The sequence below is a fragment of the Tenacibaculum sp. AWR4_210 genome (genome assembly GCF_056160945.1).
The window spans coordinates 166621-179201 of sequence record NZ_JBSWYF010000007.1; the positions used below are offsets into that span (position 1 = coordinate 166621).

General features: G+C 39.4%; 13 protein-coding genes. 12 read left to right on the top strand and 1 reads right to left on the bottom strand.

Annotated features, from left to right (window positions below):
• Positions 1-88: 88 nt before the first annotated feature.
• From gpmI to ACXAG7_RS14235, 4 genes are read left to right on the top strand one after another with little or no spacing between them, the layout of a single operon-like run.
• Positions 89-1606, top strand: a complete 1518-nt coding sequence (gene gpmI / locus ACXAG7_RS14220; RefSeq protein WP_476667229.1) for a 2,3-bisphosphoglycerate-independent phosphoglycerate mutase — start codon at positions 89-91, stop codon at positions 1604-1606.
• A gap of 8 nt (positions 1607-1614) precedes the next feature.
• Positions 1615-2145, top strand: a complete 531-nt coding sequence (locus ACXAG7_RS14225) for a TlpA family protein disulfide reductase (RefSeq protein ID WP_408042425.1) — start codon at positions 1615-1617, stop codon at positions 2143-2145.
• Positions 2146-2174: 29 nt separating this feature from the next.
• Positions 2175-2993 (top strand): type I methionyl aminopeptidase, encoded by an 819-nt coding sequence (gene map, locus ACXAG7_RS14230; RefSeq protein WP_408042424.1) that lies wholly within the window; start codon positions 2175-2177, stop codon positions 2991-2993.
• A complete protein-coding gene (locus ACXAG7_RS14235; protein ID WP_476667290.1) occupies positions 2994-3773 on the top strand; it encodes a class I SAM-dependent methyltransferase in 780 nt (259 codons plus the stop codon).
• On the opposite strand, the gene ACXAG7_RS14240 is transcribed toward ACXAG7_RS14235, so the two are convergent.
• Positions 3763-4740, bottom strand: coding sequence for an FAD:protein FMN transferase (locus ACXAG7_RS14240; RefSeq protein ID WP_476667230.1), 978 nt, complete (start codon positions 4738-4740; stop codon positions 3763-3765). The two genes, ACXAG7_RS14235 and ACXAG7_RS14240, sit on opposite strands and share 11 nt — an antisense overlap.
• Positions 4741-4865: 125 nt before the next feature.
• On the opposite strand from ACXAG7_RS14240, the gene ACXAG7_RS14245 reads away from it, so the two are divergent.
• The 8 genes from ACXAG7_RS14245 (at position 4866) to ACXAG7_RS14280 (ending at position 12532) form a co-directional block, all read left to right on the top strand.
• A complete protein-coding gene (locus ACXAG7_RS14245; RefSeq protein WP_408042422.1) occupies positions 4866-5714 on the top strand; it encodes an OmpA/MotB family protein in 849 nt (282 codons plus the stop codon).
• A gap of 167 nt (positions 5715-5881) precedes the next feature.
• Entirely contained in the window at positions 5882-6337 is a 456-nt protein-coding gene (gene rplM, locus ACXAG7_RS14250; RefSeq protein ID WP_408042421.1) for a 50S ribosomal protein L13, read from the top strand.
• Positions 6337-6723: a 30S ribosomal protein S9 gene (gene rpsI / locus ACXAG7_RS14255; protein ID WP_408042420.1), complete on the top strand. Its 387-nt coding sequence runs from the start codon at positions 6337-6339 to the stop codon at positions 6721-6723. Before rplM ends, rpsI begins: the two co-directional genes overlap by 1 nt.
• A gap of 122 nt (positions 6724-6845) precedes the next feature.
• Positions 6846-7589: a 30S ribosomal protein S2 gene (rpsB, locus tag ACXAG7_RS14260; protein WP_408042419.1), complete on the top strand. Its 744-nt coding sequence runs from the start codon at positions 6846-6848 to the stop codon at positions 7587-7589.
• A 91-nt stretch (positions 7590-7680) separates the two neighbouring features.
• Positions 7681-8649, top strand: coding sequence for a translation elongation factor Ts (gene tsf / locus ACXAG7_RS14265; protein WP_476667231.1), 969 nt, complete (start codon positions 7681-7683; stop codon positions 8647-8649).
• A gap of 106 nt (positions 8650-8755) precedes the next feature.
• Positions 8756-9466, top strand: a complete 711-nt coding sequence (gene pyrH / locus ACXAG7_RS14270; protein WP_408042417.1) for a UMP kinase — start codon at positions 8756-8758, stop codon at positions 9464-9466.
• Positions 9467-9518: 52 nt separating this feature from the next.
• Complete coding sequence (frr, locus tag ACXAG7_RS14275) at positions 9519-10073, top strand: ribosome recycling factor (RefSeq protein WP_476667232.1); 555 nt, start codon at positions 9519-9521, stop codon at positions 10071-10073.
• 95 nt (positions 10074-10168) lie between these two features.
• Positions 10169-12532: an efflux RND transporter permease subunit gene (locus ACXAG7_RS14280; RefSeq protein ID WP_408042415.1), complete on the top strand. Its 2364-nt coding sequence runs from the start codon at positions 10169-10171 to the stop codon at positions 12530-12532.
• The last annotated feature ends 49 nt before the right edge of the window (positions 12533-12581 follow it).

Consider the following 12581-nt stretch of genomic DNA (forward strand, 5'->3'; position numbering starts at 1 on the left):
TAAAAACTGGAAAGTTATTGCTTTCCAGTTTTTTTATTCTCTTAATCCAAGAAAATCTTTTGTACTTTTACCCTATAATTTGAAAGCGATGAACAAAAAAGTAATACTCATGATACTCGATGGTTGGGGAATTACCCAAGACCCAAAGGTATCTGCTATCTACAATGCAAAAACTCCTTTTATCAACAGTTTATACGATAAATTCCCGCATGCTGAACTCCGAACGGATGGAGAGCACGTAGGCCTACCGGAAGGCCAAATGGGGAACTCCGAAGTAGGACATATGAACTTAGGGGCAGGACGAATTGTTTATCAAAATCTCGCAAAAATCAACAAAGCTGTCGAAGACGGAAGCTTAGCCCAGGAGCAAGCATTGCTCGCTGCTTTCGAATACGCCAAAACCAACGGAAAAAACATTCACTTTGCAGGACTGGTTTCCAACGGAGGAATACACTCGCACATCAATCACCTAAAAGCTTTATTAAGTGCTGCTGCGGACCAAGGATTGGACAATGTATACCTACACGCTTTTACCGACGGACGCGACTGTGATCCTAAATCGGGTAAATTCTTTATTGAAGACATCCAAAAGCACATGCAAGCAACTACCGGAACCTTGGCTAGTATTACCGGACGTTACTACGCCATGGACCGAGATAAGCGTTGGGAACGCATTCAATTGGCGTACGAGGCGATGTGTGCAGGAAAAGGAACGAAGAGTACCCATGCACTCGACAGTATCGCCCAAAGCTACGAAGCCGGGATAACAGATGAGTTTATCAAACCGATTGTCATGGTTGACCAGCAAGAACAGCCTGTAGCAACTATTAAAGAAGACGATGTCGTGATTTTCTTTAACTTCAGAACCGACAGAGGTAGACAACTCACTGAGGCTTTGAGCCAGAAGGATTTCAGTGACTTCCAAATGAAAAAATTACCGTTGTACTACGTTACTCTTACCAATTACGACGACAGTTTTGAGCAAATCCACGTGGTCTATGACAATAAAAACATTGTTAACACCTTAGGAGAAGTTTTAGAAGCTGCTGACAAAAAACAAATACGCATCGCTGAAACCGAGAAATACCCGCATGTCACCTTCTTTTTCTCAGGAGGTAGAGAATCGGAATTCAACGGAGAAAAACGACTATTATGTCCGTCACCAAAAGTGGCTACGTACGATTTAAAACCGGAAATGAGCGCCTACGAAATAAGAGATGCCATCGTTCCTGAGTTACACAATAAAGAAGTAGACTTTGTGTGCTTAAACTTCGCGAATGGAGACATGGTTGGACATACAGGAGTTTTTGAAGCTGCGGTGAAAGCTTGTGAAGCTGTGGATCACTGCGTGAACGACGTGGTTACCGCTGCCCTTGACAACGACTACACTACTATTTTAATCGCCGATCACGGAAATTGTGAAACGATGATTAACCCAGATGGTAGTCCACACACGGCACATACTACGAATCCGGTACCGATGATTTTAATCGACAAAGAATTAAAAAGCATCGACAATGGAATTCTCGGTGATATCGCTCCTACCGTACTCAAATTAATGGGAGTAGCACAACCCAAAGAAATGACGCAACATTCACTAATATAAGCAAACTCATGAAAAACACCTTTTATCTCCTCGGAGTTCTTTTACTCTTAAGCTGTGGAAGTGTACAAAAGTTCCCAGCCGCTAAAAACGAAAAAGGAAACCTCGTCGGAATCGCTACCAAAAAAGACTTCCAACAAGAACCTTACGGCAGTGAATGGTTTAACGACTTTTACTCGTACTACGACATTGATGCAGCAACTGCCAAAGCTTTAGAATCAAAACTAAAGGGCATCCGTATCAAAGGTTTTATGGGAACCTGGTGCGATGATAGCAAACGAGAAATCCCTAACTTTTACAAATTGTTAGACGCGGCGAACTTTGACTATAAAAACCTTGAACTCGTTACTGTAAACAAATCGAAGAAAGCCAATGGCTTAGAAAAAGGATATGACCTAGAACGCGTACCGACCTTTATTTTCTACAAAGACGGAAAAGAACTCGGGCGTTTTGTAGAACACCCTGTTGATGGTTCGACGATAGAAGCCGATATTTTAAAAATAATTTCTGGAGCTCCCTATAAGCATCCATATCAAAAATAAACGTAAATTTGCGCCTCAATATTTTTAGCATGATCAAACCAAAAACGAGAGAAGAAATTGAAATTATGCGCGAAAGCGCCTTAGTAGTATCGAGAACTTTAGGAATGCTTGCCAAAGAAGTAAAGCCAGGAGTTACTACGTTACAACTTGATAAACTTGCTGAAGAATTTATTCGCGAACAAGGAGCTATCCCTGGGTTCTTGGGTCTTTACGACTTTCCGAACTCACTTTGTATGAGTCCTAATTCGCAGGTAGTACACGGTATTCCTAACAAAACACCACTTGTTGAGGGAGACATTATTTCTATTGACTGTGGAGCCCTAAAAAATGACTTCTACGGAGATCATGCCTATACGTTTCCCGTAGGTGAAATTGCACCGGAAACCCAAAAACTTCTCGATGTGACCAAAGAGAGTTTGTACGTGGGAATCCGTGAATTCAAAGCTGGAAATCGCGTTGGAGATGTAGGTTTTGCCATTCAAAACTTTACCGAAAAACACGGCTACGGCGTCGTTCGTGAATTGGTAGGACACGGATTGGGAAGAAAAATGCACGAAGATCCTGAAATGCCTAATTACGGTCGTAGAGGACGAGGTAAAAAATTCGTGGAAGGAATGGTAGTTGCTATAGAACCCATGACCAACCTCGGAACGCACCGCATCAAACAACACCGTGATGGTTGGACCATTACTACTCTCGACAATAAGCCAAGTGCTCATTTTGAACACAATATTGCCATCGTTGACGGAAAGCCAGAATTACTGTCTACCTTCCAATACATTTACGAAGCTTTAGGTATTGAGAGCAACGAAGAAGACGAGTTCAGACAACAACCTTTAGTACTGTAAATCGTGTCTGTTTTTAAAGCCGTATTAAATACGATTCCCAGACCGATACTCATCAAAGCGAGCTATTGGGTACGCCCAGTGATTGCTTGGTGGCTAAAGGGAACAACTTATACCGATCCTATTGACGGAAGATCCTTTAAAAAGTTTCTTCCGTACGGATACGGAACCCAGCGCCCTAATGCGCTTTCTCCTTCTACCCTGTCGTTAGAGCGTCATCGCCTGCTTTGGCTCTACCTCAAAAACGACACGCATATTTTTGAAAACACCAAACATTTAAAGGTATTACACGTAGCACCTGAGCAGTGTTTTTTAGATATTTTCAGAAAACAAGCACACTGGAAATACACAACCACAGATTTAGAATCTCCAATCGCAGACGTCAAAGCAGACATTTGTGACTTGCCCTTCAAAGACGGCGAATTTGACCTCGTCTTTTGCAACCACGTTCTCGAACACATCCCTGATGACACCAAGGCCATGCACGAACTCTATCGCGTGCTCAAACCAGGAGGAATGGGAATTTTCCAAGTTCCGCAAGAAATGGATAGAGCGCATACCTTTGAAGATGACAGCATTACAGACCCTGTAGAGCGCGCAAAAATTTTTGGTCAGTACGACCACGTTCGCGTATACGGAAGGGATTATTTTGACAAATTGCGCAGTATAGGCTTTGAAGTAACTGAAATAGACTACACAAAAAAAATCGCCCCAGAATTAGTGGAGCGATATGCTTTAATGCGCGGAGAAATTTTACCGGTGTGTACCAAACCTAGTTTGTAAACTCCTGTAAATTATTATCGGCATCGTTGTACAACAACACCACTTTTAAATCGGGACGCTTCTTTAAAAACTCCTTAGTTCGCTCCATACCCATGGCCAAAAAGGCTGTTGCATAGGCATCCACATCGGCACAGTCACCTGGAGCGCGAACAGAGACACTCAACAAATTACTCTCCTGAGCCAATCCAGTTTTTGGATTGATGGTATGAACGATTTTCTCTCCCTTTTCATTGACCTTAAACTTTCGATAATTACCAGAAGTTGCCATAGACTCGTTCACCAGAGGGATAATTTTTTGAACGGATCGCGTACCGTCTTCATTGGGTTGCTCAATAGCCACTTTCCAGGGGGTTCCCAACTTTGTCCCACGAGCGCGAATTTCTCCTCCAATTTCCACCAAATAATCGTGAATACCCTTGCCTTCAAAAAATCGTCCGATGATATCCAAACCATAGCCTTTGGCAAACGCATTGACATTAAACTCGATATTATCATTATCGCGATACACTCTTTTATTAGCTAATCGAACCTTGTCAAATCCAACCCCAGTCATTAAACTCTTAATTTCCTCAGGGCTTAAACTCTTGCGTTCTTTACCAGAACCAAAACCATAGGCATCTATTAGGCGTCCAATAGTCGGATCAAAATATCCATCGGTTTCCTCGTAAATACTCTTGGCCTTCGCAAATACCTCCTCGAAATAGGCATCGACTACCACGGTACTGTCCCCGCGGTTCACACGTGATATATCAGAAGTTGGTAAATAGGTTGACAACGAATTATTAATGGCCTCGAACAGGCTATCAATAGCTACTTGATGCGACTCACTATCGGCGTATTTGATGTGGTAAGTAGTACCGAACACCTGTCCTTCCAAAGCGGTTAATACGGGCTTCTTTTCAGGCGTACACCCTAAAATCAACCCTGCAAACAACAACAAGGTTGCATATAAAAAACGATTCATCATAACGAAAAAATTTTGCTTCAAAGTTACAGTATTCAAACATCATAAAAGATTGTTAATTCTGTTTTTTATTGCTGCATTTTTATACATTTGCCTTAGTTTTCTATCAGAATAAATTTTTTTTAACCATGAAAAAAGCATTTTTATTATTTGCAGTGACCTTATTAATGGCGTCATGTGCTTCTACCAAGGAGCTCGATGCGTTAAAGGCTGAACATCAAAAAACAAAGGAAGAATTAGTAGCTACTAAAACGAACTTAACCAAGTGTTTAGTTGAAAAAGAGCGCTATGAAGAAAAATCTGCTTTGTTACAAACTACCGTAGACGATTTGCGCAAAGACAAAAAGCAGACGTTAAAGCAAGTAGGTGACTTAACAGTTTTGACTCAAGGTGCTAACGACAACATTAAAGAAACCTTATCACAGTTAAGCAAAAAAGACAAGTACATCAACAAAATTAGAGCAGCCGCTTCTAAAAAAGACTCCTTGAACTTAGTAGTTGCCTTCCACTTAAAGAAAGAACTACAACAAGGTATTGACGACGAAGACATTGAAGTAAACGTTGAAAAGACTGTAGTATTCATCTCAATTTCTGACAAATTATTATTCAAGAGCGGTAGCTATACTATCAACAGCAAAGCCTCTAAGGTATTAGAGAAAGTAGCGACTGTTGTAAACGGGCAACCAGAGATGGACGTTATGATTGAAGGACACACGGATGACACTCCTACTAGCAAGAACTCTAGTTTAAAAGACAACTGGGACTTAAGTGTGAAGCGTTCAACAGCCATTGTACGCGAATTACAAAACAAGTACAAAGTTGCGCCTAGCCGTTTAATTGCAGCGGGTAGAAGTAGTTTCGTTCCTTTAGTAAAAAATGATACTCCAGCGAACAGAGCGAAAAACAGACGTACAAAAATTATCATCCTTCCACGTTTAAATCAATTCTTTGATTTATTAGATCAAAAAGTGGAATAAGGATAACAATACAGACAAATAAAAAGGGAATTACGGTGGTAATTCCCTTTTTTCGTAAATAAACTAACGTTCTATTTGTCAATAAAATAAATAATTGTAATTTTGCAGTCCTTTTTAAAGGAAAAAACATATTTAATAATCATTTGACAAAAACTAATCGTGTAATTATGAACACATTAAGTTACAAAACAGTATCAGCTAACAAAGCTACAGTAAACAAGGAGTGGGTTTTAGTGGATGCGGACGGACAAACTTTGGGTCGTTTAGCTTCTAAAGTTGCAAAACTTATTAGAGGTAAGTACAAGCCAAATTTCACTCCTCACGTAGATTGTGGAGACAACGTTGTAATCATCAACGCTGAAAAAATCAATTTAACTGGTAAAAAGTGGACTGATAAGTCATACATCCGTCACACGGGTTACCCAGGAGGACAAAGATCGCTTACTGCTACAGAAATGTTCGAAAAAGATCCTACGAGATTAATCGAGAAAGCAGTAAAAGGAATGTTACCTAAAAACAAATTAGGTAGCGCGTTATTCAGAAATTTATATGTTTACGCAGGTACTGAGCACAACCAATCAGCTCAAAACCCAAAAGCTATTAACCTTAACGATCTTAAATAATGGAAACTGTACACAAAATAGGTAGAAGAAAGACAGCTGTTGCTCGTGTTTATGTTTCACAAGGAAGTGGAAACATCACTATCAACAAGAGAGAGTTTAAAAACTATTTCACTACACCAACTTTACAATACAAAGTTCAACAACCTTTAATGTTAACTGAAAACTTAGAGGCGTATGACATCAAAGTAAACGTTTACGGAGGTGGTGTAACTGGACAAGCTGAGGCAATTCGTTTAGCTATTACCAGAGCATTAGTTGCAATCAACGAAGAAAACAAAGCAGTCTTAAAGCCAGAAGGATTATTGACTCGTGACCCAAGAATGGTTGAGCGTAAGAAATTTGGTCAGAAGAAAGCACGTAAGAAATTCCAGTTCTCTAAGCGTTAATCGTTTATCGGAACTGTTATTTTTAAAATTTACAATTTTATTAAACAGTTTAGTATCTAAATATTTCAGACGTATTTACCTACTGAAATATTGCGAAAACAGAACGTAAACACATTATTACAATGGCAAACATTCAAGAATTATTAGAAAATGGTGTTCACTTTGGACACTTGACTAGAAAGTGGAACCCAAACATGGCTCCATACATCTATACAGAGCGCAATGGTGTTCACATCATCGATTTGTATAAAACTTCAGCTAAGATTGACGAGGCTTCTCAAGCTTTACAAAAAATAGCGAACTCTGGACGTAAGATTTTATTCGTTGCGACTAAGAAGCAAGCTAAAGACATCGTAGCTGAACAAGCGAAAGCTGTAAACATGCCTTATATTACTGAGCGTTGGCCAGGTGGTATGTTAACAAACTTCGTTACTATCAGAAAAGCCGTTAAGAAAATGACTTCTATTGATAGAATGAAGCAAGATGGATCATTTGACGCTTTATCGAAAAGAGAAAAGTTACAGATTAACCGTCAACGTGAGAAATTAGAAAAGAACTTAGGTTCAATTGCTGATATGACTCGTTTACCAGGAGCTTTATTCGTAATTGACGTTAAGAAAGAACACATTGCTGTTGCAGAGGCTCAAAAATTAAACATCCCAATTTTTGCGATGGTTGATACGAACTCTGACCCAAGACCTATCGATTTCGTAATCCCAGCGAACGACGATGCTTCTAAGTCTATCGACAAAGTATTATCGTATGTTACTGCGTCTATTTCGGAAGGTTTAGCTGAAAGAAAAGCTGACAAAGAAAAAGCGAAAGCTGAAAAGGAAGCTACTGAAGCACCAGCAAAAGAAGCATAATAATTTTAATTTAAAGGTTTCATCACATTGGAGCCTTTAAATTTTTATACCTTGTACAACAAAATATTTACCACTAAAAATAACGATAGAAATGTCAGTAAAAATTAGCGCTGCAGACGTAAAAAAATTAAGAGAAACTACCGGAGCCGGTATGATGGATTGTAAAAAAGCATTAGTAGAGGCTGAAGGTGATTTCGATAAAGCAATTGAGATTTTACGTAAAAAAGGACAAAAAATCGCTGCTAAAAGAGCAGATCGTGAGTCAAGTGAAGGTGTAGCTATTACTAAAATCAGCGAGGATAACACTTTCGGTGTTGCCATCGTATTAGCTTGTGAAACAGATTTCGTTGCTAAAAACGATTCTTACAAGCAATTAGCTGCTGAGTTTGTTGACGTGGCTTTCAACTGCAAAACAAAAGAAGAGTTTTTAGCTGCTGATTTTGGAGGTATGACTGTTGCTGAGAAATTAATCGAGCAAACTGGAGTTATCGGTGAAAAAATCGATATCACTTCTTTCGAAAGAATTGAAGCTCCTTACGTAGGTGCTTACACACACGTAGGTAAGATTGCTGCTATGGTTGGATTAACTTCTTCTGTTGACAACGCTGATGTTTTAACTAAAGACTTAGCGATGCAAGCAGCTTCTATGGGTGCAACTACGTTATCTTACAAAGATTTCGACCCTGCTTATGTAGCTTCTGAAACTGAAGCTAGAATTGCTGCTATCATCAAAGATAACGAAGAATTAGGTCGTTTAGGGAAAACCTTAAAGAACGTTCCTCAATTCGTTTCAAGATTACAGTTAACTGACGAAGCTTTAGCGCAAGCTGAAGAGGCTGCTAAAGAGCAGTTAAAGTCAGAAGGTAAACCAGAGCAAATCTGGGACAAAATCTTACCAGGAAAAATGGAAAGATTCGTTTCTGATAACACTACTTTAGATCAAGAGCAAGCTTTATTGGATCAAAAATTCATTAAAGACGAAAAGAAAACTGTTGCTGAGTACGTTAAATCATTCGGTGAAGTAGAAGTACAAAACTTCGTAAGAGTTACTTTAGGGTAATTCTACTCTATAAAGTATAAAAACCATCCTTTTCAGGATGGTTTTTTTATGCCCCTAAAAAAGAATGAAAAAATTTCATTAATTTTGCGCAACTTTCAATAAAATTATGCAATACAAGAGAATTCTTTTAAAATTGAGCGGTGAAGCCTTAATGGGAGAACGTCAGTACGGAATTGACCCTAAAAGACTTAAAGAATACGCTGAAGAAATAAAACAAGTCGTAGACAAAGGTATTGAGGTAGCAATTGTTATCGGTGGAGGAAATATTTTCCGCGGTGTCGCAGGTGCTAGTAATGGAATGGATCGCGTTCAAGGTGACCACATGGGTATGTTGGCAACCTGTATTAACGGACTTGCCTTGCAAAGTGCCCTCGAAGATGCCGGAATTCAAACGCGTTTGCAAACCGCTATCGAAATCAAAGAAATTGCTGAGCCTTATATTAAACGACGTGCCAACAGACATTTAGAAAAAGGACGCGTGGTTATTTTTGGTGCTGGAACTGGAAATCCGTATTTTACTACAGATACCGCTGCAGTACTTCGCGCCATCGAAATCAATGCAGATGCCATTTTAAAAGGGACACGCGTGGACGGAATTTATACTGCCGATCCAGAAAAAGACAAAGACGCTGTAAAATTCAATAACATCACCTTTAAAGACGTTATCGAAAAAGGCCTCAAAGTTATGGATATGACCGCCTTTACCTTGAGTGAAGAAAACAAGTTACCAATTATCGTATTTGATATGAATACCCAAGGAAACTTATTAAAATTAGTTTCTGGAGAACCTATTGGTACCGTTGTTGATAATAATTAAAATGATAATACGATGCCTCTTATCCCAATAGAGGCCTCTAAATAGATTAAAAATGAACGAAGAGATTGATTTTATTTTAGATTCAGCCAAAGAGGCCATGAATAAAGCCATTGAGCATTTAGAAAAAGAGTTACGCAGTATTCGTGCAGGAAAAGCATCACCAGCCATGTTAGCCAATGTACAAGTTGACTACTACGGATCTGCTACTCCTTTAGGGCAAGTTGCAAACGTCAATACTCCTGACGCTCGTACCATCACTATCCAACCTTGGGAAAAAAACATGCTCCAAGAAATTGAAAAGGCTATCATGATTGCCAATTTAGGATTTAACCCCATGAACAATGGTGAAAATATCATCATCAACGTTCCGCCTTTAACTGAAGAGCGCCGTAAAGATTTAGCAAAACAGGCTAAGGCTGAAGCGGAACACGCTAAAGTTGGTGTTCGAAACGCTCGTAAAGAGGCGAATAACGACATTAAAAAAACAGATGCTTCTGACGATATGAAGAAAAACGCAGAAGGAGATATTCAGACTTTAACGGATCAATACGTAAAGACTATTGACGAGAAATTCGCCGTTAAAGAAAAGGAAATTATGACTGTATAATTACGGAAAACATAACTTATTAAGAGTGTTTTTAAACACTCTTTTTTTTTGCTTTAATTGGTTGCATTTACCTAACTTTGCTAAAATTTTTTTGAATGACGTTTTGGACTAAGATCGCAGGATTCATTTTGCGAAATCGATACTTTGTTTTACTTCTAATTGCTGTGATCACTGGACTTTTAGTCACCCAAACTAAATATATGAGGTTTTCGTATACGGAAGCCAACCTCCTACCAACAGACCACGAAGCCAACGTGGAGTACAACAAGTTTTTGGAAATCTTTGGTGAAGAGGGGAACCTCATTATCCTCGGGGTGAAAGACAGTACCATTTTTACACCTGAGAAATTTAATGCGTGGAACCAATTAACCAAGTCATTTGAAAAAGTAGATCAAGTAGATTTTACCGTTTCAATCGCCGATGTTAAACAACTGAAAGCCGATCGTAAAAACCGTAAATTCATCGTAGAACCGCTCTTTAGTAAACCACCTAAAACACCCGAAGAAGTCGCTGCCATCAAAGAACAACTCTTTGAAAAACTCCCGTTCTACGAAAATCTTTTGTACAATGAAAAAGGCGTATTGCAAACCGCAATCTACCTCAAAAAAGATATTATCAACACTCCTGCTCGTGCCGATTTTATTACGGAAATTCTAAAACCGAGCATCGAAGCCTTTAATAAAAGAGAAGGTATTCAGGTACGCGTTTCAGGAATGCCCTATATCAGAACCCTAAATTCGTTGAATATCACGAAAGAAATGGGAATCTTCGTTTTTGGGGCTCTCTTGATTACAGCACTTATCTTTTTCTTCTTTTTCCGTTCGTTTAGAGCTACCTTTATTACGCTTCTCGTAGTTGCCATTGGCGTTACTTGGGCCTTCGGATTTATCGGGTGGTTCCGCTACGAAATCACAGTATTATCAGCACTTATTCCGCCGTTAATCATCGTAATCGGAGTTCCTAATGCCGTATTCTTAATCAACAAATACCAGCAAGAAGTAAAGAAACACGGAAATCAAGCAAAATCGTTGCAACGCGTTATTTCTAAAATCGGTAATGCGACCTTGATGACCAACATTACTACGGCCTCTGGTTTTGCCACGTTTGTATTTGTCAAAAGTCAGTTGCTGCGCGAATTCGGAATTTTAGCCTCCGTAAACATCATCAGCATCTTTATTTTAGCGCTTCTGATTATCCCTATCATCTACAGTTTTATGCCGCTTCCTGAAAAGAAGCACCTAAACCACCTAGAAAAAAGGTGGATGGAAGACGTAGTAAATTGGATGGAGCGCACCGTAAAAGGACACCGAATTAGCATTTATATCACAACCGTTATCGTAATTATTTTAAGTATGATTGGGTTGTATCAAATCCGCGTTTCTGGAAGTTTGATTGAAGACATGCCTCGCGGTAAACAATTTTATAAAGACATCAAGTTTTTCGAACACGAGTTTGGAGGGATCATGCCCTTAGAGATTTTAATCGACACCAAACGCGAAAAAGGAGTGATGAAACTGTCTACTCTCAAAAAGATTGAAAAACTCAACGAAACCATAGAAACCTTCCCTGAATTGTCAAAACCAATAGCGGTGACCAATTTAGTAAAGTATTCTAAACAGGCTTTTTACAACGGAAACCCCAAGTACTATCAATTGCCTACGAGTCAGGAAAAGACCTATATACTGGCCTATACCAAGAACTCAAAAAGCAATGCGGACATGCTAAAAAACTTTGTCGATGCTACCGGACGTTACGCTCGTATTACGACCTTTATGAAGGACATAGGAACGGACAAGATGGACATTATACAAGAGCGTCTGCAGGCAGTTATTAAGCGACAGTTTCCGGATAGCAAATTCAAAGTTTCACTTACCGGTAAGGCGTTGGTATTCTTAAAGGGAACCAACTACCTGATCAAGAACCTCGTGATTTCACTATCCTTAGCAATCGTACTGATTTCTATATTCATGGCGTGGATGTTCCGTTCACCTCAAATGATTTTGATTTCACTGATCCCAAACATGCTTCCACTGCTCATTACAGCGGGACTCATGGGCTTCTTTGACATCCCTATCAAACCATCGACCATCCTCGTGTTCAGTATAGCCTTCGGAATATCTGTGGACGACACCATACACTTCTTGGCAAAATACCGACAAGAACTGCTGGCAAACAACTGGAAAATTAAACCCGCAGTGTATGCAGCTTTACGCGAAACTGGGGTGAGTATGTTTTATACCTCTATCGTACTCTTCTTTGGCTTTTTAGTATTTACAGTATCTAGTTTTGGTGGTACCATCGCTCTAGGAGGATTGGTTTCAGTGACCTTGTTACTCGCTATGGTTTCTAACCTATTGTTGTTGCCATCGCTATTGCTATCGTTCGAAAAGAAGATTGCCAATAAAAAAGTACTCAAGGAAACGAACTTCAAAATTTTACCACCTAAAGAAGACAAATAAACTTATACCCTGTTCGTTGCTCAATTTGTAGCAAAAAAGTATCTTTGCT